Source organism: Variovorax sp. GW821-FHT09D05 (assembly GCF_059416325.1).
In genome coordinates, this window is sequence record NZ_JBWKOZ010000002.1 from 589,164 (window position 1) to 615,274 (window position 26,111).

Annotated in this window: 21 protein-coding genes; 3 read left to right on the plus strand and 18 right to left on the minus strand. The window is 68.1% G+C overall.

The window, feature by feature from the left end:
* Positions 1 to 24: 24 nt before the first annotated feature.
* The 15 genes from AC07O3_RS07385 to AC07O3_RS07455 all read right to left on the minus strand — a co-directional run bounded on the left by AC07O3_RS07385 (position 25) and on the right by AC07O3_RS07455 (position 15,507).
* The gene (locus AC07O3_RS07385) at positions 25 to 1,296 is read right to left on the minus strand and encodes an aspartate aminotransferase family protein (protein WP_495338955.1); all 1,272 of its coding nucleotides are present in this window, start codon (positions 1,294 to 1,296) and stop codon (positions 25 to 27) included.
* Positions 1,289 to 2,368, minus strand: a complete 1,080-nt coding sequence (locus AC07O3_RS07390) for a phosphotransferase (protein WP_495338956.1) — start codon at positions 2,366 to 2,368, stop codon at positions 1,289 to 1,291. Before AC07O3_RS07390 ends, AC07O3_RS07385 begins: the two co-directional genes overlap by 8 nt.
* Positions 2,365 to 3,393 (minus strand): histone deacetylase family protein, encoded by a 1,029-nt coding sequence (locus tag AC07O3_RS07395; protein WP_495338957.1) that lies wholly within the window; start codon positions 3,391 to 3,393, stop codon positions 2,365 to 2,367. Before AC07O3_RS07395 ends, AC07O3_RS07390 begins: the two co-directional genes overlap by 4 nt.
* A complete protein-coding gene (locus tag AC07O3_RS07400; protein ID WP_093174525.1) occupies positions 3,390 to 4,124 on the minus strand; it encodes a GntR family transcriptional regulator in 735 nt (244 codons plus the stop codon). The genes AC07O3_RS07395 and AC07O3_RS07400 overlap by 4 nt, the downstream gene beginning before the upstream one ends.
* Positions 4,125 to 4,137: 13 nt before the next feature.
* A complete protein-coding gene (locus AC07O3_RS07405) occupies positions 4,138 to 5,052 on the minus strand; it encodes a DMT family transporter (protein ID WP_093055116.1) in 915 nt (304 codons plus the stop codon).
* On the minus strand, positions 5,049 to 6,443 hold the full coding sequence (locus AC07O3_RS07410) for an aspartate aminotransferase family protein (protein WP_495338958.1): 1,395 nt from the start codon (positions 6,441 to 6,443) through the stop codon (positions 5,049 to 5,051). The genes AC07O3_RS07405 and AC07O3_RS07410 overlap by 4 nt, the downstream gene beginning before the upstream one ends.
* Before the next feature lie 55 nt (positions 6,444 to 6,498).
* Positions 6,499 to 7,437 (minus strand): 2-hydroxyacid dehydrogenase, encoded by a 939-nt coding sequence (locus tag AC07O3_RS07415; protein WP_495338959.1) that lies wholly within the window; start codon positions 7,435 to 7,437, stop codon positions 6,499 to 6,501.
* Positions 7,437 to 9,089 (minus strand): ABC transporter ATP-binding protein, encoded by a 1,653-nt coding sequence (locus AC07O3_RS07420; RefSeq protein WP_495338960.1) that lies wholly within the window; start codon positions 9,087 to 9,089, stop codon positions 7,437 to 7,439. The genes AC07O3_RS07415 and AC07O3_RS07420 overlap by 1 nt, the downstream gene beginning before the upstream one ends.
* A gap of 3 nt (positions 9,090 to 9,092) precedes the next feature.
* Positions 9,093 to 9,947, minus strand: coding sequence for an ABC transporter permease (locus AC07O3_RS07425; protein ID WP_093076359.1), 855 nt, complete (start codon positions 9,945 to 9,947; stop codon positions 9,093 to 9,095).
* Complete coding sequence (locus AC07O3_RS07430; protein WP_093076361.1) at positions 9,944 to 10,918, minus strand: ABC transporter permease; 975 nt, start codon at positions 10,916 to 10,918, stop codon at positions 9,944 to 9,946. Before AC07O3_RS07430 ends, AC07O3_RS07425 begins: the two co-directional genes overlap by 4 nt.
* 19 nt (positions 10,919 to 10,937) lie before the next feature.
* The gene (locus AC07O3_RS07435) at positions 10,938 to 12,506 is read right to left on the minus strand and encodes an ABC transporter substrate-binding protein (RefSeq protein WP_093055104.1); all 1,569 of its coding nucleotides are present in this window, start codon (positions 12,504 to 12,506) and stop codon (positions 10,938 to 10,940) included.
* A gap of 78 nt (positions 12,507 to 12,584) precedes the next feature.
* A complete protein-coding gene (locus tag AC07O3_RS07440; protein ID WP_093055102.1) occupies positions 12,585 to 13,376 on the minus strand; it encodes a class II aldolase/adducin family protein in 792 nt (263 codons plus the stop codon).
* A 266-nt stretch (positions 13,377 to 13,642) separates the two neighbouring features.
* Positions 13,643 to 14,500 (minus strand): pirin family protein, encoded by an 858-nt coding sequence (locus AC07O3_RS07445; protein WP_093174535.1) that lies wholly within the window; start codon positions 14,498 to 14,500, stop codon positions 13,643 to 13,645.
* A complete protein-coding gene (locus AC07O3_RS07450; RefSeq protein ID WP_093055098.1) occupies positions 14,497 to 15,081 on the minus strand; it encodes an NADPH-dependent FMN reductase in 585 nt (194 codons plus the stop codon). Before AC07O3_RS07450 ends, AC07O3_RS07445 begins: the two co-directional genes overlap by 4 nt.
* A gap of 39 nt (positions 15,082 to 15,120) precedes the next feature.
* Positions 15,121 to 15,507, minus strand: coding sequence for a DoxX family protein (locus tag AC07O3_RS07455; protein ID WP_495338961.1), 387 nt, complete (start codon positions 15,505 to 15,507; stop codon positions 15,121 to 15,123).
* An 87-nt stretch (positions 15,508 to 15,594) separates the two neighbouring features.
* Here AC07O3_RS07455 and AC07O3_RS07460 point away from each other — a divergent pair, with 87 nt between their 5' ends.
* Both AC07O3_RS07460 and AC07O3_RS07465 read left to right on the plus strand, forming a co-directional pair.
* Positions 15,595 to 16,557, plus strand: coding sequence for a LysR family transcriptional regulator (locus AC07O3_RS07460; RefSeq protein ID WP_495338962.1), 963 nt, complete (start codon positions 15,595 to 15,597; stop codon positions 16,555 to 16,557).
* Positions 16,554 to 17,030, plus strand: a complete 477-nt coding sequence (locus AC07O3_RS07465; RefSeq protein ID WP_093055094.1) for an FKBP-type peptidyl-prolyl cis-trans isomerase — start codon at positions 16,554 to 16,556, stop codon at positions 17,028 to 17,030. Before AC07O3_RS07460 ends, AC07O3_RS07465 begins: the two co-directional genes overlap by 4 nt.
* Positions 17,031 to 17,058: 28 nt before the next feature.
* On the opposite strand, the gene AC07O3_RS07470 is transcribed toward AC07O3_RS07465, so the two are convergent.
* The 3 genes from AC07O3_RS07470 to AC07O3_RS07480 all read right to left on the minus strand — a co-directional run bounded on the left by AC07O3_RS07470 (position 17,059) and on the right by AC07O3_RS07480 (position 21,226).
* On the minus strand, positions 17,059 to 18,639 hold the full coding sequence (locus AC07O3_RS07470; RefSeq protein ID WP_495338963.1) for a CYTH and CHAD domain-containing protein: 1,581 nt from the start codon (positions 18,637 to 18,639) through the stop codon (positions 17,059 to 17,061).
* A 112-nt stretch (positions 18,640 to 18,751) separates the two neighbouring features.
* Positions 18,752 to 20,515 (minus strand): ATP-binding response regulator, encoded by a 1,764-nt coding sequence (locus AC07O3_RS07475; protein WP_256330750.1) that lies wholly within the window; start codon positions 20,513 to 20,515, stop codon positions 18,752 to 18,754.
* A 111-nt stretch (positions 20,516 to 20,626) separates the two neighbouring features.
* A complete protein-coding gene (locus tag AC07O3_RS07480) occupies positions 20,627 to 21,226 on the minus strand; it encodes a response regulator transcription factor (RefSeq protein ID WP_256216731.1) in 600 nt (199 codons plus the stop codon).
* Between the two features lie 128 nt (positions 21,227 to 21,354).
* Between AC07O3_RS07480 and AC07O3_RS07485 the strand changes: the two genes are divergently transcribed.
* On the plus strand, positions 21,355 to 26,111 hold a 4,757-nt coding region (locus AC07O3_RS07485; RefSeq protein ID WP_495338964.1), incomplete at its 3' end, for a beta strand repeat-containing protein.

The following is a 26,111-nucleotide window of genomic DNA, read 5'->3' on the forward strand; positions in this document are numbered from 1 at the left end:
GGCGTTCGCCGCTATGGCGTTGGGTCAAAGCCCGGCCAGCACTTCGTCCAGCGTGTCGATCAGCAGATCGGCATTGGCTTCGGAGAACACCAGCGGCGGACGGATCTTCAGCGTGTTGGCATGCTCGCCGGTGGCGCTCAGCAGCACCTGCCGCTCCCGCAGGCCGTTGACGACGCGCACGGTCTCGGCTGTGGCAGGCGTGCGCGCGCGACGGTCCGTCACGAGCTCCAGGCCCACGAACAGGCCCGCGCCGCGCACGTCGCCGATCAACTCGTGGCGCTCGGCAAGCTTCGAGAGCCCCGAGCGCAGATGGCGGCCGACGCGCTGCGCATTGGCCATCAGGCCTTCGCGCTCGATCACGTCGAGCACGGCCATGCCGGCGGCCATCGACACCGGATTGCCGCCGAAGGTGTTGAAGTAGCGGCACTCGCGGCCGAACGCGGCCAGCACCTCGGGGCGCACCGCCAGCCCGGCCAGCGGATGGCCGTTGCCCAGCGGCTTGCCCATGGTCACGATGTCGGGCACCAGGCCCTCGTGGCGCATGAAGCCCCAGAAGGCATCGCCGGTGCGGCCCAGGCCCGGCTGCACTTCGTCGGCGATGAAGATGCCGCCGGCTTCGCGGATCGCCGCCACCGCTTCAGTGAGAAAGCCCGCCGGGTCGGTGAAGATGCCGTCGCTCGAGAACACCGTGTCGACCATCAACGCGGCAGGCCGAATGCCATGAGCCTGCAGGTCGGCAATCGCTGCACGCACACCGGCCGCAAACGCCGCGCCCTGCTCCCCGGCCGGCACGCGATAGCTGTCCGGCGCCGGCACGGTGCGCACCGCGCGGCCAAGCTGCACGAAGCGCCCGAGCGAAGGAGAGGCCTGCGCGATCGATTCGGTCACGCCGTGATACGCGAAGCGCGTGACGATCAGCCCTTCGGCCTTGGTGTGGGCCTTGGCGATGCGCATCGCGAGGTCGTTGGCCTCGCTGCCGGTGCAGGTGAACATCGCATGGCCGAGTTCGCGCGGCATGGTGGCGAGCAGCCGCTCGGCATAGTCGAGCACGCCCTCGTGCAGGTAGCGCGTGTGGGTGTTGAGCACGCCGGCCTGCCGCGCGATGGCCTCCACCACGTGCGGATGGCAATGCCCCACCGACGCGACGTTGTTGTACGCATCGAGATAGCGCTTGCCGTCGGCGTCGTCGAGCCACACGCCCTCGCCGCGCACCGGGTGCAGCGGTGCTTCGTAGAACAGGCGGTAGGCCGGGCCGAGCAGCCGCGCGCGGCGCTCCAGGAGCGATTCTTCAGGCATTTGCGTGACTCTGGTTCATGCCGCAGGCGCGCCGGAATGCGGCGCTCGCGACGTCGTTGCCGATGCGGTCGCAGGCCTGCAGGCGGGCCCACGAAAGCGCGTTGTTGCGCAGCAGGTAGGCCGCGTTGTCGGGGTGGCGCGCAGCGCGCCAGCCGCTAATGGCCACCACCATCACGAGCCGCGCGGTGATCAGCGTGAACAGCACGTCGACTTCTTCACGCTTCAACGGCAGCACGTCGTTGTACGCGGCAATGAAGGGAACGATGCCGGCCAGCGCATCGCCCGCCGGATCGAGCTGGTAGGCCGCGGCCACCGCGAGGTCGTCGATCAGCGGCGCGCGCACCATGTCGCCGAAATCGAGGATGCCGGCAATTCGGTCGGTGTCGGCGGGGTCGACCAGCACGTTGTAGATGTTGAAGTCGTTGTGAATGGGCTGCGTGCGCAGGCCCGCCAGCACGGGCTTCGCATCGCGCTCGAAGCGGTCGAGCGAGCGCCCGGCCAGCGAGCGCCGCTGCGGATCGCCGATGTGCGCGAGCAGGCCGCGCACGCTGTCGGCGCGCTGGATGTCCCAGGGCAGCGCGAGCGCGCCGGCCGGATGGTCGAAGTCGCGCAGCGCGAGGTCGAGCCGGGCCAGCATGCGCGCCAGGTTCAGTTGCTGCGCGGCGGTGCGCGGCGCTTCGGGCAAGGGCAAGCCCGGCAGATAGCTGAAGAGCCGAGCCACGCGCGGCAGGCCGTCGCCCGGATCGCACAGCAGCGAGGGCTGGCCCTCGCGCGTGGGCACGATGCGCTGCACAGGCAGCCCCGCGTCGGCCGCCGCGATGTGCAGCAGCGCCTGGGTCTGGAAGTCCGCCACCAGCGGTGTTTCGCTCGGGTGGGAGATCTTCAGCATGAAGCGCTCGCCGGTCAGCGCCGATTCAAGGCGGTAGTTGCGGTCGCGCTCGCCGGTCAGGGGCCGCATCTCGCCCTCGATGCCGTAATGGCGCAGCGCGAACGCGCGCACCCATTCGGCGTCGAGTTCGGGCGAGCCTTCGCTCAGGACTTCCGCATCGTCGAACCCGTCCGCTGCCGTCATGCGGCGCCCGCGAAGCCGCGCAGCGCGCTGGCGAGGTTGGGGCCCAGGTCGTCGGAGAGGTAGCCGCCCTCCTGCACCAGCACGGTCGGCAAGCCCAGGTGCGCGATCTCGGCGAGCAGCTGCGCGAAGCCGGGCGTGGTGATCTTCATTCCCTTGTAGGGATCGCGCTCGTGCGTGTCCAGGCCCAGTGCCACCACCAGCGCGCCGGGCGCGAAGGCGCGAATGCTCTCGCAGGCATCGCGCAACGCAGGCAGGTAGCCATCGATGTCGGTGCCCAGCGCGAGCGGCTTGTTGATGTTGTAGCCCAGGCCCGCGCCTTCGCCGCGCTCGTGCGCGTAGCCGGTGAAGAAGGGCGTGAAGTTGCGCGGATCGCCGTGCAGCGAGATCGTCAGCACGTCGGCGCGGCGGTAGAAGATGCCCTGCGTGCCGTTGCCATGGTGCACGTCGATGTCGAGGATCGCCACGCGCTCGTGCGCCGCGCGCAGCTGCTGCGCGGCGATGGCGGTGTTGTTCAGGTAGCAGAAGCCGTTGGCCCGGTCTGCATACGCGTGGTGGCCCGGCGGGCGGCACAGCGCATAGGCCGCGCGCTCGCCCTGCAGCACCAGCTGCGCCGCATGCGTGGCCACGTGGGCCGAGCCCACGGCCGCTGCCCAGGTGTGCGGGCCGATGGAGCAGGCGTTGTCGCCCATGTGGTAGCCGGCCTGCCCGACCACGCTCTCCGGGTAGGTACAGGGCTCTCCCGGAAAGGGATGGATGTTGGGCATGACCTCGTCGGAGGGGTCGTCCAGCAGGCGCCAGCGCGCATAGGCCGTCTCGAGGAACCGCAGGTACTCGGGCGTGTGGATCGCGGCGCGCGGGCCGGCACCGAAGTCTTCGCCCGCGATGACCTCGTGGCCGTCATGTTCGACCGCCGACAGCAGGCGGAAGGCGCGCTCGGGCTGCTCGTTGCTGCGCTTCAGGCGCCCGCGCACCATGAAGAGCTGTGGGTCGTGGTCCTTGTGGGCGTCGCTGTAGACGATCTTCATCGCGCGGGTCCTTGCGTCGGGGTAGATGGAGAAACCGTGCCGTGCTGCTTCACGAACAGCGCGCGCACCTGCTGCCATGCGTCGTCGAGGTGCTCGCGCATGGCCAGGCGCGAGGCATCGACGTCGCGGCTCATCAGCGCATCGACGATCGGGTAGTGCGTGTTGGCCATGGTCTCGGGGTCGTGGTAGACCGCGTCGATGAGCGCAATGATCATCTGCATCTCGGTCTGCGTGTTCGAGAAGATGCGGTGCAGGTGCGCGTTGCCCGAGAGCTCGCAGATCAGCGTGTGAAAGGCCAGGTCGGTCGCGATGCGCACGTGCTGCGGCTGCGTGGGCGCCTCGCGCACCATGCCGTCGACCAGCGTGCGCAGGCGCTGCAGCCCGGCGTCGTCGGCCTTGCGGCAGGCCAGTTCGACGGATGTCATCTCGAGGCTGATGCGCACTTCGAACAGGTCGTCGATCTCCTGGACGCTGATGGTGCGCACCGCGAAGCCGTGGCGCGGCCGCGCGACCAGCACGCCCTGCCGTTCGAGCCGGCGCGCGGCCTCGCGCACCGGAGCGCGGCTCACGCCCATGCGGCGTGCGATCTCGGCCTCGACGATGCGGCTGCCGGGCGCCAGGCGCCCCTCGACGATCGCGCGCGTCAGCTGCGCTTCGACCAGCCCGACGAGGTCTTGCGCCTCGACGGACTCGAAGCCGGCGCTGTCGGCAGTGGAAGAAGAAAAAGCCATGGTGTTTGTCTCGTCATGTGAGAGGGATCGGGTTCTTATTCTTGATCGGCCGCCGGGCCAGGTACACGCCCGCCGCCATGATCAGCGCAATGCCCGCCATTGCCAGCGCATCGGGCGGCCTGTGAAACCAGAAGGTGCTGAAGGCCACCGCGAGCAGCAGCTGAAAGTAGTTGAGCGGCGCCAGCGTCGCGGCCTCGACGCGCTCGAAGGCGGCCAGCAACAGCCATTGCGCGAGCCCGCTGCACGCGCCGCCCGCAAGCAGCAGCAACACCGCACCGGCGGCGGGCCGCTCGGCCGGCAGGAAAAAGGGCGCCGGCACGGCCGTCACCACCAGGCACACGATCGCCGTGTACGCGTACTGCACCGGGCTTTCAACGAGCCCCGCGAGGCGGCGCGTGAGCAGCTGGAAGATCGCATAGCAGACGGCCGACACCGCCATCAGCACCGTGCCCACCCAGGGCAGGTTGCCGCCGGGTCGCACGATCAGCAGCATGCCCGCGAAGCCCACGCTCACCGCCACCCAGCGGCTGCGCTGCACCTGTTCACCGACCAGCCAGGGCGACAGCGCCACCATGAGCAGCGGCGCGGTGAAGTAGATCGCGGTGGCCTCTGCCAGCGGCATCCAGATCAGCGCCGTCATGAAGCAGGTGGCCACCGTCGCGAGCATCGAGCCGCGCAACAGCAGCAGCTTTTTCTGCGGCGCCCGCCAGATGCGCAGGTCGCCGTGGCGCAGCAGCATGGCAAAGGCAATGCAGATCACCGACAGGTAGCGCATCAGGTTGATGAACGGCGCCGGGTAGAACTGCAGCATGTGCTTGCAGAAGGCGTCGTAGCTCGCAAAGGCCATCAGCGCGCAGAAGAACAGCGCAACGCCGGTGCTCCTGGAGCCCGGCGGTCGCAGCAGCACTGCGGCGTTCGCTGTATTCACGCCAGCGAAGCCTCGAAGCGGGCCATCGCGCGGTCGAAGCGTTCGAACATCTCGTCGATCTGCGCGGGCGTGATGATCAGCGGCGGGCAGAAGGCAACGGCATCGCCCATGGCGCGCACGATCAGGCCTTCCTGCAACGCAAGCTCGGCCAGCCGCGCGCCGGCCTTCATCGCCGGATCGAACGGCGTGCGAGTGGCCGGGTCGGCTGCGAGTTCGATCGCGCCGATCAGCCCCACGCCGCGCACCTCGCCCACATGCGGATGGCCGGCGTAGCGGCGCAGGCCAGCCTGGAACTGTGGCGCCAGCGACTGCACATGCGCGAGCACCTTTTCCTCTTCGTAGATGCGCAGCGTTTCGAGCGCCACGGCTGCGGTCACCGGATGGCCCGAGTAGGTGAAACCGTGGCCGAAGGTGCCGATCTTTCCGCTGTTGGCGGCCACGGCCGCATGCACCTGCTCGGACACCATGACGGCCGAGATCGGCACATAGCCCGACGACAGCGCCTTGGCGGCCGTGAGGATGTCGGGCCGCAGGCCGAAGGTGGTGGAGCCGAACATCTCGCCGGTGCGGCAGAAGCCGCAGATCACTTCGTCGGCGATCAGCAGCACCTCGTACTTGCGCAGCACGGCCTGCACCTTCTCGAAGTAGGTGGCCGGCGGCACCAGCACGCCGCCCGCGCCCATCACAGGCTCGGCGATGAAGGCGCCCACGGTGTCGGGCCCTTCGGCCAGGATGCGCTGCTCCAGCGCATCGGCCAGCCGCATGGCGAAGGCCTCTTCGGTTTCGCCGGGCTCGGCGTAGCGGTAGTGGTGCGGGCAGTCGACGTGCAGGATGCGGTCGATCGGCAGGTCGAAGTCGCGGTGGTTGGGAACAAGCCCGCTCAGGCTGGCCGCCGCCACGGTGACGCCGTGGTACGCGTTGCGGCGCGCGATGATCTTCTTCTTGGCCGGCTTGCCGATGGCGTTGTGGTAGTACCAGACCAGCTTGACGGCCGTGTCGTTCGCCTCCGAACCCGAGTTGGCGAAGAACACCTTGGACATGGGCACCGGCGCCATCGCAATCAGCTTCTCGGCCAGCGCGATGGCGGCTGCGTTCGAGCGGTGGTTGAAGGTGTGATAGCAGGGCAGCGTGTGCAGCGCCTCGCTGCCGGCCTTGGCCAGGCGCTCGTTGCTGAAGCCCAGCGAGACGCACCACAGGCCCGACATGGCCTCCAGGTAGCGGCGGCCCTGGTCGTCCTGCACGTAGATGCCGTCGCCGCGCTCGATCACGAGCGGGTCGACCTGCGGATGCGCCGCGAGGTTGGTGAAGGGGTGCAGATGGGCCGCGATGTCGTTCGCCGCGCGCTCGGCGTGTGCCGATTGCAGGGCGGCGTTGGGAATCGATGCGTTCATGGGGCCTGCTCCGTTTTTCTTGCTTGAATTGCGATAGAGAAGAAAACCTCGCGGCTCAGTAGCCCCGGTCGAGGTCGACGGCCGTGTGGGGCCGCTCGCCGCGCTGCACGAGCGCGAGGTTGTGAAGTGTCTGCCGCGCGATCACGGAGGTGTCGGTGCGGGTGGCGATGTGCGGCGTGACCAGGATGCGCGGGTCGCCCCAGAAGGGGTGGTCGGCCGGCAGCGGCTCCTGTGTGAAGGCGTCGAGTGTGGCCGCAGAGAGCTGGCCGAGGTCCAGCGCGCGCAGCAGGTCGGCTTCGACCATATGCGCGCCACGCCCTACGTTGACCAGGTGCGCGCCACGCGGCAGCCGCGCGAACAGGTCGGCGTCCAGGAAGCCCTGCGTCTGCGGCGTGAGCGGCAGCAGGCACACCAGCGTGTCGCAGCCCGAGAGGAATTCGTCGAGCTGCGCATCGCCGTGAAAGCCCGTGACACCGGCCGGCAGTTCGGCCTTGGCGCTGCGGCTCCAGCCGCGCACCGCATAGCCGATGGCGGCCAGCGCCTCGGCACAGGCCAGCCCCAGGGTGCCGAGCCCCGCGATGCCGACACGATGGCGCCCGGGCGGGCTCATCGGCTGCTCTTCCCACACGCGCCGGGCCGCGCTCGCAAGGTACGCGGGCATCTGCCGCTGGTGCTGGATCACGGCCCAGCATACGTATGCCTTCATGCCCGTGGCCATCTCCGGATCGACGATGCGGCACAGCGGCAGCGCGCGCGGCAGCCGGGGGTCGGCCGTGATGTGGTCGACGCCCGCTGCCAGCGACTGCACCAGTTGCAGCTGCGGCAGGCTCGCCAGCAGGCCATGCGGCGGAAACCAGCAAACGGCCACATCGATCTGGTCGAGCGGGCCGAGGTCGGACCCAAGGCGCAAATCGATGTCGGGGCAATGCTCGCGAAAAGCGGGCGCCAGGTAGTGCATGTCGAGCACATCGCTCAGGAGCGCAACGCAAGGCATCAGGCCACCTTCGCGGACATGTCGGCCTGCGGCGCAAGGCGCGGCACGGCGTCGATCAGCTTGCGCGTGTAGGCGTGCTGCGGATCGTTGAGCACCTTCTGCGTCTCGCCGTACTCCACCACCTCGCCGCGCTGCATCACCGCGATGCGGTCGCACATCTGCCCGGCCACGCGCAGGTCGTGCGTGATGAAGACCATCGCGAGCTGGAACTGCGCGCGCACCTGCGCGAAGAGCTCCAGCACCTGCGCCTGCACCGACACGTCGAGCGCCGACACGGGTTCGTCGGCCACCAGCAGCTCAGGCTGCATCGCGAGCGCGCGGGCAATGCCGATGCGCTGGCGCTGCCCGCCCGAGAACTCGTGCGGATAGCGTTGCGCCGCATCGGCGCCCAGGCCCACGAGCTGCAGCAGCTCCATGGCCCGCGCCATTGCCTCGGCCTTGCCCACGCCCTGCGCGATGGGCCCGCCCGCAATGGCTGCGCCCACGCGGTGGCGCGGGTTGAGCGATGCGTACGGATCCTGGAACACCATCTGGATCTTGCCGGCCGCCGCGCTGCGGAAGTTGCGGCCCTGCGCGAGATTACGGCCCTTGAAGATGATGCGGCCGCTGTCGAAAGGCGCGAGCCCCACCAGGCAGCGCCCCACGCTCGACTTGCCCGAGCCCGATTCGCCCACGAGGCCCAGCGTTTCGCCGCGGTGCAGCTCGAAGCTGATGTCCTTTGCCGCCTGCACCGCGCGGCCGCGCTTGAACAGGCCGCTGCTCGAACGGTAGGTCTTGCACAGGTCCTGCACCTGCAGCACGCGCGTGAGGTCGTCGTGCGGCACGGTCTGCGCCTGGCCGTCGGGAATGGCGGCGATGAGCTTGCGCGTGTAGGGATGCTGCGGCGCGCCGAGCACCTGCGCGGCCGGGCCGCTCTCGACCACGTGGCCGGTCTGCATGACCACCACGTGGTCGGCGATTTCGCTGACCACGCCGAAGTCGTGCGTGATGAAGAGCACCGCCGTGCCGCGGCGCTGCTGCAGCTCGCGTATCAGCGCGAGGATCTGCGCCTGGGTGGTCACGTCGAGCGCGGTGGTGGGCTCGTCGGCGATCAGCAGCACGGGCTCCAGCACCAGCGCGCAGGCGATCATCACGCGCTGGCGCTGGCCGCCCGAGAGGCGGAAGGGGTAGGCGTCGATCAGCAGTTCGGGGTCGGGCAGGCCCACGTCGGCCAGCGCCGCAAGGATGCGGCGTCGCTTCTCGGCCGCGGGCACACTGCCGTGCGCGTCGAACACCTCGCCGATCTGCTCGCCGATACGCATCACCGGGTTCAGCGCGGTCATCGGCTCCTGGAACACCATGCCGATGCGCCGGCCGCGCAGCTCGCGCATCTGCGGCTCGGTGAGCTGAAGCAGGTCGTGGCCCTCGAACATGATGCGGCCCGCCACCGGCGCCACGTGCGGGCGCGGCAACAGGCCCATGACCGCGTTGGCGATCATCGACTTGCCCGAGCCGGACTCGCCGACCACACACAGAGTCTGGCCCGGCAGCACGGAGAGCGTGGCGCCCTCGACGGCCAGCGCGCGGTCGGCGCCCGAGGGCAGCGAGATGCTCAGGTCGACGATGTCGAGGACGGGGTGCAGGGGTTTCATGGGCGTCACGGTGGCGTTCATTTCTTACTTGCCCCTTCCGTGCAGCCGCGTGTTGAGGCCGTCGCTCAGGCCTTCACCCACGAGGTTGAGCGCGAGCACGGTCAGCACGATGGCCAGCCCCGGAAACAGCGCCATCCACCAGGCCTGGCGCAGCACGGTGCGCGCGGCGCCGACCATGTAGCCCCAGCTCATCTGGTTCGGATCGCCCAGGCCCAGAAAGCTCAGGCTGCTTTCGAGCAGGATGGCCGTGGCCACCATCAGCGAGGCCATCACGATGATGGGCGACATGGCGTTGGGCAGTATCTGCGTGAGGATGATGCGCGGTGTCGACTGCCCCGCGAGCAGCGCGGCCTGCACGAAGTCGCGCTGGCGCAGCGTGAGGAACTCGCTGCGCACGAGGCGCGCCACCGGCGGCCACGAAACGATGGCAATGGCCACGACGATCGACTTGATCGAAGGCTCGAAGATCGCCACCAGCACAATGGCCAGCGCGAAGCTCGGCACCGCCTGGAACAGCTCGGTGAAGCGCATCAGCGCCGCATCGATCCAGCCGCCGAAGTAGCCCGCGATTGCGCCGAAGGTAACGCCGATCAGCAGCGCCACGATGGTGGACACCACGCCGATCAACAGCGAAATGCGCGCGCCGTAGACCAGGCCCGCGAGGATGTCGCGACCGAGCGTGTCGGTGCCCAGCAGGAAGCCGGGCTCGGTCCAGGGGCGCACGAAGGGTTGCTCGACCATGGCCCACGGGTCGTTGGTGGCGAGCCACGGCCCGAGCAATGCAACCGCTGCCACGATCAGCAGCACGACCATGCCGGCCACGGCGCCCTTGTTGCGGCGAAAGCGCCGCCAGAAATCGCTTTGCATCGTCGTCGTCATGTCAGCTCGATCCGCGGATCGACCAGGGTGTAGACCAGGTCGGTGATGAGATTGAAGAGCACTGCCATCGCCGCCGTCACCAGGAAGGCGCCGAGCAGCAGGCTGTAGTCGCGCTGCAGCAGCGCGTCGAACATCAGGCGGCCGATGCCGGGCCAGGCGAACACGGTCTCGGTGAGCACGGCGCCGCCGATCATCCCGCCGGCCTGGATGCCCGCCAGCGTGACCACCGGCAGCAGCGCGTTGCGCAGCACGTGCGCGCGCAGGATGCGGCCGGGCTTCACACCCTTGGCGCGCGCGGTCTTCACGAAGTCCATCTGCGCCACCTCGAGCATCGCGGCGCGCGTCATGCGTGCGTAGACGGCCATGTAGAACAGCGCGAGCGTGAGCGCCGGCAGCACCAGGTGCTTGGCGACGTCGAGCGCCAGCGCGAAGCCGGTGTGGCCCGAACCCACGGTCATGAGGCCGAAGCCCGGCAGCCATTCGAGCTGCACCGTGAACACCAGCACGGCCATCAGCGCCAGCCAGTACAGCGGCGTGGCATAGAACAGCAGCGCCACCACGGTGATGGCGCTGTCGACCCACGTGCCCGCGCGCCGCGCCGACAGCGCCCCCAGCGTGATGCCGAAGAGCAGCGAGAGCGCGAAGGCCGTGCCGGTGAGCAGCAGCGTGGCGGGCAGCCGGTCCATGATGAGCTTCAGCACCGGCTGCTGCTGGCGGTACGAATAGCCGAGGTCGAGCCGCACCACCTTGCCGACGTAGGTGGCGAGCTGCGTCGACAGCGGCTGGTCGAGCCCGAACTGCGCGCGCAGCTGCGCCACGAACTGCGGATCGGACGCGCCGGCCTCGCCGGCCAGCACCGACACCGGATCGCCCGGCGCGGCGCGCACCAGCATGAAGTTGACCGTCGCAATCAGCAGGATCGCCACCAGGCCCTGCAGCACGCGGGTCAACATGAACTGCGTACGTTTCATTCGGTCGTCACTCCGCGCGTCAGCCGACGCTTGCGTTGCCGAGGCTGTCGTTGAGGCCGATGCCCGAGCTCACGATGTTGCTGAGCTTGGTGCGGTAGAGCGTGGGGAAGTTGAGCTCCAGCAGCCAGGCCACGGGCACCTCGTCGAGCAGGATCTTCTGCGCCTGCAGGTAGATGGCTTTGCGCTTCTCGGGGTCGGTCTCGCGCGCACCGGAATCGAACAGCTCGTCGACCTTCGGGTTGGAATAGCCCTCGACGTTGTTGAAGGGCGAGCCCTTGGCGATGTTGGCGGTGGTGTAGTTGCGCGCCACGCCCAGCGCCGGGTCGCCGTACTGGTAGACGTAGGTGAAGGCGAGGTCGTAGTCCCAGTCATTCAGGCGCTGGTTCCAGCCGGCCACGTCGGTGGCGGTCATCTCGACCTTGATGCCGGCCTGGGCCAGGTTCTGCTTCAGGATCTCGGCCTGCCGCGACCAGGTCTCGCCGTAGGGCAGCGGCAGCAGCCGCAGCGTCTCGCCCTTGTAGCCCGATTCGGCCAGCAGCTTCTTGGCCGTTTCCACGTTGCGCGGGTACTTGGCGACGTCGGTGCTGTAGAACTTGATGTTGCTGTTGAAGGGGCCGGTGGCGGGCTTGGCGAAGCCCTGCCATGCGATCTTGGCCATGGCCTCGCGGTCGATGGCGAACATCACGGCCTGGCGGAACTTGACGTTGTCCATCGGCGCCTTGCGGTTGTTCAGCCACAGCCACGAATGCGGCGCGAAGAACTCCCAGCCCTTGGTGGTGACCGCGACGCCCGGCAGCTTGGACAGGCGCTGCACGTCGAAGTACTCGACCGCGCCGCCGGGCACCAGGTCGACCTTGCCCGATTCGAAGGCCGCGGCGCGCGAGGCCGCGTCGGGAATGACGTGGAAGTAGACGCTGTCGACCAACGGCACGTCTTTCACGTGGTACTTGTCGTTGGCCACGAGCTGGATGTACGAGCCCTTGACCCACTCCTTGAACTTGAACGGCCCGGTGCCGATGGGCGTGGCGTTGGCGGGGTTGGTCGCGAAGTCGGTGCCTTCGTAGATGTGCTTCGGGATCATCGGCATGCTGCCGACCTCGAAGATGCCGATGAAGGGGCCGAAGGGGTACTTGAGCTTGAACTCGACGGTGAGCGGATCGACCGCGCGGATGCTTTCCACCGCGGCCAGGTTGGCCCGCAGGCGCGCATGCGTCTTGCGCAGGAACACGTCGGCCGAGAACACCACGTCGGCCGAGGTGAAGGGCTTGCCGTCATGCCAGGTGACGCCGGGCTTGAGCTTGAAGGTGTAGAGCGTGCCTTCCTTGTTGACGGTCCACGCGGTGGCCAGCGAGGGCAACGGGGTGATCTTCTCGTCGTAGCGCAGCAGGCCTTCGTAGATGTTGCCGGAGATCATCTGCGTGGGGCCGTTCTGCGTGATGCCCAGCATCAGCCCCGGCGGCTCCGGCTGGACGACGGCGTTGATCACGCCGCCCTTCCTGCCCGCGGCCAGGAGGTGCAGGGGAACGCCGGCCAGCGTCAGGCCGGCGGTGGCAGCGGCACCCATCTGGATGAGGTTGCGACGTTTCATGAGGGCGAACTCCTTCTGGCTCTTTCGAGGTGGTGGACAGGGTCAGGGGGACGGGATGGGAAAGCGGGGGGCAGCGGCTCAGTCGCGGAACGACGTGGCCGGTGCGGGCTCGATGCGCTGCAGCATCGCGCGCCATTCGCGCGCGTTCGGGTCGGATTGGCCGGGCAGGTAGCTGCCGCCGCCGGCCTCGTACTGCTGCGCGGTCTTTTCGCAGACCTCGGCCGGCACCGGGTACACCGGCAGGCCGCTCGACTGGATGGCGACCTGCACGCGGCAGGCACGCTCCAGGTTCAGCATCAGGATGAAGGCTTCCGACACCGTGCGGCCCAGCGTCACCAGGCCGTGGTTGCGCAGGATGAGCGCGCGCGCCGTGGGGCCCAGGTCGGCCACGAGGCGCTCGCGCTCCTCGGGGTCGAGCGCGATGCCCTCGAAGTCGTGATAGACCACGCGCTGATAGAACTGCAGCGCCCACTGGTTGCAGGGCTGCAGCCCGCCGGCCAGCGACGACACCGCCACGCCCGCCACCGTGTGGGTGTGCAGCACGCAGGCCGCGTCGTGGCGCGCCGCGTGCACCGCGCTGTGAATGGTGAAGCCGGCCGGGTTCACGTCGTAGGGCGAGTCGTCGAGGATGCGGCCTTCCAGGTCGATCTTGACCAGCGACGAGGCGGTGATGTCGCGGAACAGCATCCCGAAGGGGTTGATCAGGAACTGGTCTTCGGTTCCCGGCACACGCGCGGAGATGTGCGTGTAGATGCTGTCGTCCATGCCGTAGTGCGCCACCAGCCGGTAGGCCGCGGCCAGGTCTTGTCGGACCTGGCGCTCGGCGTCTGAGACGGGCGGGGCCTTGCGGTCCACTGCGTGCAGTTGCATATCGCGTTCCTTTCCACAGGCCCGGCCGGGCGGGCCTTGCCTTGTTGATGGGTTCGTCGGATTGACTGCGAGCTGTCGACAGTCAACCAGCGACAGTCTTAAGCAATATGCGGGCCCGCGTGATGGGGTAAGCCCTTGGGTGGCCCTCCAAATCGGCGCCGTTCAGAGGGCGGAACGCAAAAAAGCCGACGGCGCGCACCCGAAAATGCGCGCCGCCGGCGTGGTTGGAGGCTGTCGTTCGTGCGCCCAAGCGCACCGATGGAGTGCTAGGGCAGGCGCCCTTCCTGGCGCAGCCGTGCGCCGATGCGCCGGATTTCGGCCTCGCCCTGGTCGAGCGTCGCCCGGCTGGTGTGCACCGAATAGTGGCCCATTACCAGCTCGTGCGGGTGCTTCGCCGCCGAGCCCAGCACGAAGGACGTGTCGCCACGGGCCACGAAGTCGATGACCGCGCTCGACTCCTCGAACACCGCGAGCTCGCCGCTACCGATCGGGCCGCCTCTGTCGTCGCCCGCTTCGAGCGCGCCTTCGTTGACCGCAACCCAGCCCACCGTGTGGCCGGCGGGCGGCACGTAGCTCCAGCGTTCGCCGTCTTTCAGCTGCACGGCCAGGTAGTTGATCGGAGCCGGTGCCGCGATGGCGCTCTGCGCCGCGCCGTAGCGCCCGAGCAGCACACGCGCCGGGCCCTCCTGCGGCACCTGCGAGGGCGCGAGGTACATGCTTTGCGCCGGTGCGTTCTCTTCCGAGGCGGGCAGCGCCACCCACAGCTGGAAGCCGCGCACGCGCTTCACGCCCGGCGCGGGTCCGCCGGTGTGCCACACGCCGTTGCCGGCGCGCATCCACTCCACGCCGCCGCCGAGCAGCGTGCCTTGCTCGCCGGTCGTGTCCTCGTAGAGCGTGTCGCCCTCGATCAGGTAAGTGAGCGTGGCAATGCCCGAGTGCGGATGCAGGCCGAAGCCCTTGTGGCCGCCCGTGGTGTCGAAGCCGAAGAGGTCGAGGAACACGAAGGGCTTGAGAAACTCGCCCAGGTCGCCGGGGCTCATCAGCCGCACGATTCCGCCGTGCTGCGAACCGCGCGTGCGGTAGACGATGGCGCGGGCCAGCGTTTCGACAGCAGCGGTGGTCATACAGCCTCCCTCGCCGTCTTCAGCGCCTTGGCCCACCAGGCGATGTCGTCGAGCATGCCGGTGGCCGACTGCGCGAGGTGCGGGAAGTCGTCGAAGCTCTTGCCCTGCTGCCAGATGCCGAGGAACTCGACCATGCCGATGTGCACGGCGTTGCGCACCGGCGCCATCTGCATCTCGACCGCCACCAGCCGCAGTTGCTCCACGGCCCGCGCCGCGCCCACGCCGCCGTAGCCCACGAAGCCGATCGGCTTGCGGATGAATTCCTTGTAGGCCCAGTCGATCGCGTTCTTCAGCACCGCGCTCGGGCCGTGGTTGTATTCGGGCGTGACGACGACCAGGCCGTCGAAGGTGGCCAGCTTGGCCTGCCAGCGTTGCGCGGCTTCATTCTTCACCGGCCCCCAGGCTGGCGCGCCCGCCTCGTTGAAGAAGGGCAGCGGATGGTCGCGCAGGTCGACCAGCTCGAAGGCGAGGTCGGTGCGCTGCTTGGCGATCTCGTGGATCCATTGCGCGGGCTTCTCTCCGAAGCGGCCTTCGCGGGTCGAGCCGAGGATGATGCCGATGCGGGGTTGTTGCTGGGTCATGGGGTACTCCAAATAAAGTTGAAGAAGATGAAGAGGAGGTCAGGCCGCCTTGACGGCCGGCCGGGGCACGGGCCGCAGGCGCCAGGCGACAAAGCCCGACAGCAGCGCCAGCACCATTGCCGGCACGGGGTTGCCGCCAATCAGCACCAGGTGCGTGGCCACGCCGCAGACCATGGTCGCGGCCAGCAGCAGGCCACCGAAGAAGCCGGTTGCGGGCACGAGCAGCAGCAGCGCACCGCCGACCTCGACCAGCCCCGTCACGTAGCGGAACCATTGGCCGAAGCCGATCGCGTCGAACACCTGGACCATCTGCGGCACACCGGCCAGCTTGGAGGCGCCGGCGGCGCCGAAAGCCAGCGCGAGCAGGATGCGAACGCCCCAGACGATGCGGCGCTGCATGGGAGAGGAAGTAGATGAAGAAGTCATGGGCATAAGGTTAGGCACGCACCCATTAATCGACTAGACGGTAGAGTCGGATTGCACTCGTCCAAAAATTGAAGGAATCAACCCGCCATGTTCGACCTCAACGACGTCGCCATGTTCGTGCAGGTGGTGCGCCACGGCAGCTTTGCCGAGGCGGCCCGGCGGCTGGGCCTGCCGCCCAACACCGTGAGCCGGCGCATCCAGCAGCTCGAATCGCAACTGGGCACGCGGCTGATGCAGCGCTCGACACGCAAGCTGACGCTGACCAGCGCCGGGCAGGATTTTCATGACCGGTGCGCGGGGCTGGTCGACGGGCTGGCTGCGGCCGGGCAGGCGCTGGTGGCCGGAGGCCAGGAGCCCAGCGGCCTCGTACGAGTGGCGGCGCCGGCGGATTTTTTCGATTTCTTCCCGATGGAATGGGTGTCCGACTTCCTGGTCGCGCATCCGCTGGTGAAGCTCGACTTCGTGCTCAGCGACGCGGCCGCCGACCTCATCGCGGAGCAGATCGACGTGGCCTTCCGCGGCGGCGTGCTGCGCGATTCGGGCTACATCGGCCGGCGGCTGGCCACCCGCAGCGGCGGCCTGCTGGCAAGCCCCGCCTACATCGCGCAACGCGGGGAGCCCACAACATTGCAGGAGCTGGCGGACCACGACTGCGTGACGCCACCGCACCCCAGCGGCCACACGATCTGGCGCCTCACGGGTCCCGAGGGGGTGGAAGAAGAAGTGCAGGTCACCGGCCGGTTCACCGGCAACACCGCCCAGGCACTGCGCAAGGCGGCGCTGGCCGGGCTGGGCATTGCGCAGCTGCCGCCGGCGATGGCGACGCGCGACGAACAGGAAGGGCGGCTGGTGCGGGTGCTGCCGCAGTACGAGTACACCGGCCGGGGGCTCAGCGTGGTCTACCCGAGCCGCAAGCACCTGCCGCTGGCGGTGTCGGCCTTCATCGACCTGGTGATGAGCAAGCTCGACCACATGGACATGCTGCAGGAGCTGCCGTCTTCCGGGAAGGCTCAGGGCCTTTTCGTTTCCACTGAAAATGCCACCCCATGAAAATCGAAAAAGACACCGTCGTCACCATCAAGTACAAGGTCTCCGACGCCCAGGGCAAGCTCATCGAAGCGAGCCCCGAGCCGATGGCCTACCTGCATGGCGGCTACGAGAACACGCTGCCCAAGATCGAGGAAGCCCTCGATGGCAAGGAAAAGGGCTACCAGACCGTGCTGAACCTCGCGCCCGAAGACGCCTTCGGCCAGCGCGACGAGACGCTGGTGCGAAGCATTCCCAAGACCGACTTTCCGCCGGGCGTGAAGGTCGGCGGCCAGTTGCAGGGCCGGCTCGACGACGGCACCGAGCATGTCTTCACCGTCATGAAGATCAAGGGCCCGGTCGTGCTGCTCGACGGCAACCATCCATGGGCCGGCAAGGCGCTGCGCTTCAGCCTGCAGGTGACGGATGTGCGTGCGGCGCTGCCGGTGGAAATCGAGCACCGGCATGTTCATGGGGCGCACGGGCACCATCACTGAGGCGATGGCGGTTCGTTAGGCCGCCCGGTCAGTTCTTCTTCCAGAACCGCGGCGCATCCTCGATCTTCGCCAGCGCCTTGTGGCAGGCCTTCGCGCCGGCTGCATGCCGCGCGGTGAACCATCCCACCGCAAACCACGCACGCGCATCGCGCGCGGTGGCCTCTCGGTACAGCGCGAGCGCGACGGCCTCGTCGTTGAACTCGCCCAGCGCATCCTGCGCGGGGCGCAGTGCTTTCAGGTAGCGCGCGACGGCGCTGCCGTCTTCCTTCTCGAACAGCGGCGCCACGAACTCGGCGAGGTAGCGCAGGCGCTTGAGTCGCTTGCGCACGCGGTGCTGGCTTTCGGTATCGAGCGACTCGAAGCGCTCACCGTCGCGCAGCACCTGTTTGTGCAGGCGCTGCAGGCGTTTGCGCAGCAGGCGGCGCACGGCATTGGCGTTGATGGGCGCGGGTGCCGAAGGAACTGCCGGGCTGTCTTCGGTGGCGACGGTCGCCGGTGCGGCTTCCACAGACTTCGCAGCGGTAAAGCCAATCAGCGAAACGAGCACGTTCTGGAACGCCGGGGCGCGCACGATGTCACCGGGCGATAGCGTGCTGGCCGCTGTATCGCCGCCGGCCAGCGGATCGAAGTCCGGCGCACCCGCCTCGCGCAGCCGGGGCTGCGCGAGCTTCACGACCTGTTCGCGATCACGCAATGCGCCCAGCGCGCGGAAGGCGTCGACCAGCGGCGGCTCCCATTCGGCCGTGTCGAACTGGCCCAGCTCCGGCAGCTCGCGCAACGCCGTGCGCAGCCGGCGGATGCCGATGCGCAGCTGGTGGATCTGCTCTTCATCTGTACTCCCCGCCGCGATCTCGCTGGCATTGGGCAGCATCTGCGCCAGGCACGATGCCACCACGGCCTGCTGCACGGCCCGCCCGTCGGGGTGCTGCGTGGCGAAGCGTGGCGCTTCGGCCTTCGCCGCTTCGACGGTCTCCTGCGCCGCGAGCAGGCGCGCGCCGCGCTCCGCCTTCGACACGGTGCTGAACCACAGCCCATGCTGCTGCGACCAACGCCGCGCGAGCGACACCAGGCCCTGCACGTCGCCGCGCTTGAGTTCGAGCTCCAGCTCGCACACCGGTGATTCACGCTGCTCGGGCGTGCCCGCGTGCGCGACGACCTTGCCGATGTCCAGCGCCATCTCCACCACAGCGCCGCCGGTCCCGTTGACGCGCACGTCGCGCGTGAGCCGCACGATGTCGGTCGATTGCCGCTCGACCAGCGGCGCGCCGCCCCCTTCGGCCAGCAGCTTCGAAAGCCGGTCGCCCACGGGCGTGCCCTGATGGCGCTGCGGATCGATCTGCGGCGCCGCAGCCGCCGTACCCAGGTCGACGTTGTGCTCCAGCCGGTGCAGCGCGTTGTCGCCGGTGGCCTTCACGGTCTGCACCCAGCGCCGGCCTTCCTTGCGCAGCCGCAGCACCATGCCGTCGGCGGCGAGCCGCTGGTCGGCGGTGTCGAAGTAGCGGGCCTGCAGGCGCGTGCGCACGACGGCGCCACGCTTCAGGGCGGCTTCGACGGCCTTCAGGCGGCCGGCGGGAATGCAGAACTTGAACTCGATTTCCATGGGGGCCATGATGCCCCGTCTTTTTTCTCATGCGCAACGTCGCATCGGGTACTCCGGGGCACGCCGCCCTTGCCAACCGTTGCGAGCACGGGGATGGCTTCCTCGATTGCGAACAACCGGTTTAGCGTGGTTGCTCATCGGTCTGCAACTCCACCAGCGCCCGGTACAGTTGCTCGGCTGAGATCGGCTTGTGCAGCAGTGGAATACCGCTGGCCAGGGCTTCGCGCAGGCGCTCCGAGGCAGTGTCGCCGGTGATGATGAGGGCGGGTGTATGACGCCCCCCCTGCCGATGCAATTGCTGACGCAATTCAGTGATGGCGTGAGCCCCGGTGCGTGGCCCGCGCAGTCGATAGTCGCTGATGATGCATGCAGGGGGGTTTTGCAGGGCCAGCGGCAGTGCTTCCTCCAGGGATTCGGCGTTGTCGCAGGGGCAGCCCCAACTTTGCAGCAGGTGCGCCATGGCGCTGCGCACAGCGGCATCGTCGTCGATCACCAGTACCCGCATGGGTTGCAACTGCGGCCCTTTTTGTCGCGGAGGCGGCACGGGTGCTACCGACAGGGGTAGCTCCAGCCGGAACACGCTGCCCCGCTCAGGCTTGGATGACAAGGTCAGCCCATGGCCCATTGATCTCGCCAGTCCGTCGGCAATGGCCAGGCCGAGCCCCAGGCCTTTGTGCCGGTCGCGCTCGGGGTTGCCCAGTTGGTGAAACTCCCGAAAGATGGCTTGCTGGTCGGCTGGCGCGATGCCTATGCCGGTGTCCCACACCTCGACGCTCACGGTGTGCCGGCGTTTTCGGCAGCTAACCAGCAGGCCGCCGCGCTGGGTATAGCGGATGGCGTTGGAGACCAGGTTGCGCACCACCATGCCGACCAGGATGGCATCGGATTGCACGGCAAGCCGGGTTTCCCGCGAGCGGTAGACCAGCCCCTTGGCATCGGCCAGCGGAGCGAAGTCGTTCTCGATCTGGTAGAGCAGGTCTTGCAGGAGAAAGGGTTGTATCTGGGGCTGCACGACACCGGCTTCGATGCGCGAAAAGTCCAGCAGGGTGTTGAGCATGTCGCTGGAGGCGCGCCAGGCCGACTGGGTGCTGACCAACACCTCGCTTTGATACGGTGACAGCGGGGTACGCGACAGCACGTCCAGAAACATGCCTTGGGCGTGGATCGGCTGGCGCAAGTCGTGGCTTGCGGCGGCCAGGAAACGCGACTTGGCCAGGTTTGCCTGTTCGGCCGCTTCTTTCTGGACATGCAGGCGTTCGGCCAGGTCAGCAATCTGGAAGCGAGCCCGCAACGATTCGGTCAGCTTGTCGTTGAGCGTCCGGGCAAAGCGCACCGCCAGCAGCGAATAGGCAAAAATCGTCAGGGCGACGGCCTGGTACAAGCGATTGCCAAGCATCAGGTTGCCCGCGACGGCACTCACCGCGCAGGGCAGGAAAAAGGCATGGAAGGTCGGCAGATGGATCGTCTGCGAAATCAGGGAGCTCGAGACCATGCCGGCCAGCATGAGGGTGACCAGCAAGCGGTGCTCAATGTCGCCGTACTGGAGCAAGCACAGAGCACCACCAGCCCACAGCAATCCCGAGGCGAGCGACAGGACCGTGTGCAGATGAATCCGGCGGCCCACCTCCGCTTCCGTAACGCTCTGGTGCCGCAGCCACCACCAGCATGCCAGGCGCACCAACGCGTGCCCAACCAGCAACCCGCTCCACACCAGCAGCACGGCCAGAGGAATAACCTCGTTCATCACCCACAGCAGTGCAGTGGCCACCAACAGGCTGCCAAGGACGATGAAGGGCACGTTGCTCTGCAACGTGATGAACTGATGCAACTGGATCTGGGATTCGGCCTTGGAAGACAGGGGCGAAGGAGCGGGAGACGGGTTCATCTAGGCAACCTTCGGAAACTACCAGGGCCTGCGCTGTTTCACGTTGAGGATTTGCTTACGCAACGCCCCCTGTCCGCCCTCGGGCGGACAGGGGGCGTTGCGCAAGTCCGGTTAACCAATCAGCCCGTTTTGGCGTGCCGCAAACGTGGCCTGCGAGCGGCTGTTGACCCCCAGCAAGCCCAGGACCGCTTGCACATGTCCGCGCACGGTGAACTCCGACACCTGCAGGCGCCGGGCAATGAGCTTGTTGGGCAGACCCTCGCACAGCAGGTCCAGCACCTCGCATTGGCGGGGGGTCAGCCGGGGCACGGTGGGCTTTGCCGGGGCGGTGCCGGCGAGGGGCGGCTGCTGCAGATGCGCCAGGGTTTGGCGAATCACTGAGATGATCTTGTCCGGGGTATCGCCCTTGGAGACGAAAGCCGCCGCGCCGCGTGCCAGGGCCTGGGCGATGGTGTCGGGCGTCGCGATGGAGGACAGCATCACCACCGGCACCTGTGGCCAGCGCTGCCGAAGCAGCCCCAGCCCCTCCAGTCCGTTGACACCCTGCAGCTGGATGTCGAGCAGCACCAGCGCGGGGGGCTCGTCCGTCGTGCGCACGGCTTGCTCCAGGGATGCCGCCTCCAATACCTCGACGTCGGCCATGCCCTGCAGCAAAACCAGACGCAGACCCGAGCGGAAAAGCGCGTGGTCGTCGATGAGCAGCAAATGCATGAGCGACATGCGCAAATTAAAACATTGGTTGCAAAGAGTTTCAATCAGTCAATATTGACTATATGCGGGCCGGTGCGCCCTGGGCAGCATGCAATTTTTTTCATGCAAAAAACAGGGGCTATTTCTCCATGAACCACGCCTACCGCCTCGTCTGGAGCGACGCCGCCGCACGCTTCGTGCCTGCCCCCGAGACCGCCAAGGGGCGCGGCAAGTCGTCAGGCCGTGGCGCTGCCGTCGTGGCGCTCTGTGTGGCGCTGCTGGCCAGCGGCGCGTGGGCTGGCCCCAGCGGTGGCAGCGTGAGCGCCGGTAGCGGCAGCATCAGCCAGAGCGGCGCCACCACCACCATCACCCAGGCCAGCCAGAACCTGTCCATCAACTGGGCCAGCTTCGGCATTGCCGCCGGAGAACGCGTCAACTTCGTGCAGCCCGGTGCCAGCGCCATTGCGCTGAACCGGGTCGTTGGCTCCGAGTCCTCGGTCATCAACGGCAGCCTGAGCGCCAACGGTCAGGTGTGGATCCTCAACCCCAACGGCGTGCTGTTCGGCAGCACGGCCAGCGTCAACGTCGGTGGCCTGGTGGCCTCCACGCTGAGCCTGAGCGATGCCGACTTCCTGGCCGGCAAACGCAGTTTCAGCGCGAATGGAGGCCAGGGCACGGTGGTCAACCAGGGCAGCCTGACCGGCGGCTACGTGGCCCTCTTGGGCAAGCAGGCCGGCAACAGCGGCACCATCACCACCGCCAACGGCACGGCGGCACTGGCCGCGGGCGACAAGATCACGCTGGACTTCAGCGGCAGCAGGCTGCTGTCGGTGCAGGTGGACGAAGGCACCCTGAACGCCCTGGCCGAGAACAAGGGACTGATCCGCGCCGACAACGGCAAGGTGATCCTCACGGCCAGCGCCAAGGATGCGCTGCTGAATACGGTGGTCAACAACGAGGGCGTGATCGAAGCCAAGGGCATCGATGCCGCGGGCGGCACCATCCTCTTGCTGGGCGGCCTCAACGGCGGCACCGTCAAGGTGGCGGGCACGCTGGACGCCTCGGCCAGCGGCGCCCACGACGGCGGCTTCATCGAGACCAGCGGCGCGCATGTGCAGGTGGCCGGTGGGGCGAAGGTCAGCACGCTGTCGGAGACAGGCAAGACCGGCACCTGGCTGGTCGACCCGACCGACTTCACCGTCAGCGCCGGCAGCGCGGCCGGCACCACGAGCGGCATCGGCGCCGACACGCTGTCGGCCAACCTGGCAACGACCAACGTCACGCTGGCCACCGACAACAGCACGGGCACGGACAGCGGCGACATCAACGTCAACGCGGCGGTGAGCTGGGGGGCCAACACCACGCTGACGCTGAATGCGTACCACGACATCAACATCAATGCAGCCATCACTGCCACGGGCACCAGCGCCGGGTTGGTGCTCAACCACGGCAACTACGCCAGCACAGGAACGGTCACCAGCGGCACCGACTACAACGTGAAGGCGCCCATCACCTTGAGCGGTGCCAACGCCACGCTGGGCATCAATGGCACCAGCTACACGCTGATCCACAGCATGGCGCAGCTCGATGCCATTGACAGCACCGGCCTGGGCGGCAACTACGCGCTCGCGCAGGACCTCGATGCCGGCGGCATCACCTACACCAGTGCGCTGGTGGGCTCGGCCAGCACCCCCTTCAGCGGCCGCTTTGCAGGCCTGGGCCATGCCATCTCGAACCTGACCATCAGCGCCGGCAGCGCCGACTACGTGGGCCTGTTCGCGCAAAACTTCGGCACCCTCCGTGATCTGGGCCTGGTCGGCGGCAGTGTGTCGGGCGGCGACCGCGTCGGCGGCCTGGCAGGCTACAGCGGCGTCAGCGGCAGCATCAGCAACGCCTATGTCGCCGGCAGTGTTTCGGCAACTGGCGACGACGTCGGCGGGCTGGTGGGCCGGAACTACGGCACGATCAGCAGCTCTCATGCCACCGGCAGCGTTGCCGGAACCAGCGACAACGTCGGCGGGCTGGCGGGCTGGAACAGCGGCAGCATCAGCGACGCTTATGCCACGGCCAGCGTTTCGGCGGCCGGCTTCAACGCCGGCGGGCTGGTGGGCTGGAACGACGGCGGCACGATCAGCAACGCCTATGCCACCGGCAGCGTTTTGGCAACTGCCGGCTCCGCCGGCGGGCTGACGGGCACGAACGGCGGCAGCATCAACGACGCCTATGCCACCGGCAGCGTTTCAGGAGACACCGCCGTCGGCGGGCTGGCGGGCGTGAACGCTGGCAGCATCAGCAACGCCTATGCCACCGGCAGCGCCTCGGGAACCAGCTACGTCGGTGGGGTGGTGGGCTGGAACCTTGGCAGCATCAGCAACGCCTATGCCACCGGCAGCGTCTCGGGGGGCGCCAACGTTGGCGGGCTGGTGGGCTTGAACGACGGCAGCATCGGCAACGCCTACTGGGACAGCAGCACCACGGGCCAAGGCGCCGCGGTGGGTACGAACAGCGGCACGGTCACCAGCGTCAACGCTGTCACCAGCGGCACCGCCTACAGCCACGGCAGCTATACCAACCTCGGCACCTGGACCGAAACGGTTTCGGGCTCCGGCGTGTGGGTGGCCAAGGACGGCAGCGGCAACCCGCAGTGGGTGATGGTCGAAGGCGCGACCCGCCCGTTCCTGTACAGCGAGTACTCCACCAGCATCCGCAACGCCCACCAGCTGCAGCTGATGGCCTACAACCTCTCCGCCAGCTACAGCCTGGCCGCCGATGTCGACGCCAGCGAAACCGCCGGCGCCAACCCCAGCGGCATGTGGACCACGGCCGGCTTCTCGCCGGTGGGCAATGACACGGTGGCGTTCAGCGGCAGCCTGGACGGCCAAAGCCACACCATCACTGACCTGGTGATCAACCGCGGCACGACGTCGAAGGTCGGGCTGTTCGGCCAGGCCGGCAGCAGCAGCGTGATCCAAGGCGTCGGCCTGCTGGGCGGCAGAGTCACCGGCCGCGACGAGGTGGGCAGTCTGGTGGGCCACAACGAAGGCGGCATCAGCAATGCTTACGCCACGGGAACCGTCAGCGGGGCCAACAGTGTGGGCGGCCTGGTGGGCTTCAACTTCGGCGGCAACATCAGCAATTCCTTTGCCACGGGCGATGTCAATGGCGCCGGCGACAGCGTTGGTGGCCTGCTGGGATTCAGCTACGCCGGCAGCATCAGTGGTGCCCACGCCACGGGTGCCGTCGATGGCTCCGGCAACGATGTCGGCGGCCTGGTGGGCCACAGCGCCGGCAGTGGCGGCAGCATCAGCGATGCCTACGCCACCGGCGCCGTCAATGGCACCGGCAACGATGTCGGTGGCCTGGTGGGCTACAACCGCGGCAGCATCAGCAATTCATACGCCACTGGTGCCGTCACCAGCGCGGGCAACCATGTTGGTGGACTGACGGGCCTTCTCGACCTTGGCAGCATCAGCAATGCATACGCCACGGGCGCTGTCAGCAGTTCCAACGCAGCTGGGGTCGTGGGCGGCCTGGTGGGCTACAACTCCCTCGGCAGCATCGGCAACGCCCATGCCACGGGAGCTGTCAGCGGTGTCGCCTCCCTGGGCGGCCTGGTGGGCTACAACTACAGCGGCAGCATCAGCGATGCCTACGCCACGGGTAACGTCAGTGGTTCCGGCATCAATGTCGGTGGCCTCGTGGGCCTCAACGACGGCAGCATCGGCGCCGCCCACGCCACGGGGGCCGTCAGCGGGACCACCGCGGTGGGCGGCTTGGTGGGCCGCAACAGCGGCAGCATCGGCAGTTCCTACGCCATCGGCACCGCCACGGGCACGGACGACGTGGGCGGGCTGGTGGGCTTCAACTTCAGCGGCACCAACAGCATCAACAATGTCTACGCCATGGGCGCCGTCAGTGCATCCAATGACTATGCCGGCGGTCTGGTGGGCCGAAGCGGCGCTGGCAGCATCAGCAATGCCTACGCCACCGGGGCCGTCAGTGCGTCCAATGCCTATGCAGGCGGCCTGATGGGCTGGAATGCCGGGAGCGTCCTCAACACCTACGCCACCGGCGCCGTCAGCAGCTCCGGCGTTCTGGGCAGCCTGGTGGGCCACAACGCCGGCAGCATCACGGCATCGTTCTGGCTCGGTGCGGGCAACACTGGCGTTGGCACCCAAGCGGGGTCGGTCGATGCGCTGACGCGCGGCCTGAGCGGCAGCGAAGCCACCAGCGCCAGCATCTACAGCGCCGCCGGCTGGGACATCGCCACCACCGGCGGCACCAGCGCGGTGTGGCGCATCTACGAGGGCAACACCATGCCCTTGCTGCGCAGCTTCCTGACCGCGCTGACCGTCACGGCCGGCAACGTCAGCAAGACCTATGACGGCACGACCAGCTTCAGCAGCAGCTACACCCTCAGCGATCCAGGTGCCAACACCGGCCTCATCTTGGGGACCGCGAGCTACGACACCAGCAGCAAGAATGTGGGCAGTTACGCCATCATCGTCGGCGGCCTGTATTCCAGCCAGCAGGGCTACGACCTGATTTCAGCGGGTACGGCCAGCATCACCGCCGCCACGCTGACCGTCAGCGGCGCGACTGCGGCCGACAAGACCTATGACGGCACGACTGCCGCCACGGTCAGCGGCGGCAGTTTGAGCGGCCTGGTCGGCGGCGACACCGTGGCGCTGAGCCAGAGCGGCAGCTTCAGCGACAAGAACGCCGGCACCGGCAAGACCGTCACCGAGACTTTCGCCATCAGCGGCAGCGATGCCGGCAACTACGTGCTGGCCAGCAGCAGCGGCGCGACCACGGCAAACATCAATGCCGCCACGCTGACCGTCAGCGGCGCGACTGCGGCCGACAAGACCTATGACGGCACGACTGCCGCCACGGTCAGCGGCGG

Coding starts and splice junctions, on each gene's coding strand:
- AC07O3_RS07460 (WP_495338962.1), top strand. CDS start 15,595: ATGTTCGACCTCAACGACGTCGCCATGTTCGTGCAGGTGGTGCGCCAC.
- AC07O3_RS07445 (WP_093174535.1), bottom strand. CDS start 14,500: ATGACCACCGCTGCTGTCGAAACGCTGGCCCGCGCCATCGTCTACCGC.
- AC07O3_RS07420 (WP_495338960.1), bottom strand. CDS start 9,089: ATGAACGCCACCGTGACGCCCATGAAACCCCTGCACCCCGTCCTCGAC.
- AC07O3_RS07395 (WP_495338957.1), bottom strand. CDS start 3,393: ATGAAGATCGTCTACAGCGACGCCCACAAGGACCACGACCCACAGCTC.
- AC07O3_RS07385 (WP_495338955.1), bottom strand. CDS start 1,296: ATGCCTGAAGAATCGCTCCTGGAGCGCCGCGCGCGGCTGCTCGGCCCG.
- AC07O3_RS07425 (WP_093076359.1), bottom strand. CDS start 9,947: ATGACGACGACGATGCAAAGCGATTTCTGGCGGCGCTTTCGCCGCAAC.
- AC07O3_RS07465 (WP_093055094.1), top strand. CDS start 16,554: ATGAAAATCGAAAAAGACACCGTCGTCACCATCAAGTACAAGGTCTCC.
- AC07O3_RS07470 (WP_495338963.1), bottom strand. CDS start 18,639: ATGGCCCCCATGGAAATCGAGTTCAAGTTCTGCATTCCCGCCGGCCGC.
- AC07O3_RS07440 (WP_093055102.1), bottom strand. CDS start 13,376: ATGCAACTGCACGCAGTGGACCGCAAGGCCCCGCCCGTCTCAGACGCC.
- AC07O3_RS07400 (WP_093174525.1), bottom strand. CDS start 4,124: ATGGCTTTTTCTTCTTCCACTGCCGACAGCGCCGGCTTCGAGTCCGTC.
- AC07O3_RS07480 (WP_256216731.1), bottom strand. CDS start 21,226: ATGCATTTGCTGCTCATCGACGACCACGCGCTTTTCCGCTCGGGTCTG.
- AC07O3_RS07430 (WP_093076361.1), bottom strand. CDS start 10,918: ATGAAACGTACGCAGTTCATGTTGACCCGCGTGCTGCAGGGCCTGGTG.
- AC07O3_RS07435 (WP_093055104.1), bottom strand. CDS start 12,506: ATGAAACGTCGCAACCTCATCCAGATGGGTGCCGCTGCCACCGCCGGC.
- AC07O3_RS07475 (WP_256330750.1), bottom strand. CDS start 20,515: ATGAACCCGTCTCCCGCTCCTTCGCCCCTGTCTTCCAAGGCCGAATCC.
- AC07O3_RS07415 (WP_495338959.1), bottom strand. CDS start 7,437: ATGCCTTGCGTTGCGCTCCTGAGCGATGTGCTCGACATGCACTACCTG.
- AC07O3_RS07455 (WP_495338961.1), bottom strand. CDS start 15,507: ATGACTTCTTCATCTACTTCCTCTCCCATGCAGCGCCGCATCGTCTGG.
- AC07O3_RS07450 (WP_093055098.1), bottom strand. CDS start 15,081: ATGACCCAGCAACAACCCCGCATCGGCATCATCCTCGGCTCGACCCGC.
- AC07O3_RS07390 (WP_495338956.1), bottom strand. CDS start 2,368: ATGACGGCAGCGGACGGGTTCGACGATGCGGAAGTCCTGAGCGAAGGC.
- AC07O3_RS07410 (WP_495338958.1), bottom strand. CDS start 6,443: ATGAACGCATCGATTCCCAACGCCGCCCTGCAATCGGCACACGCCGAG.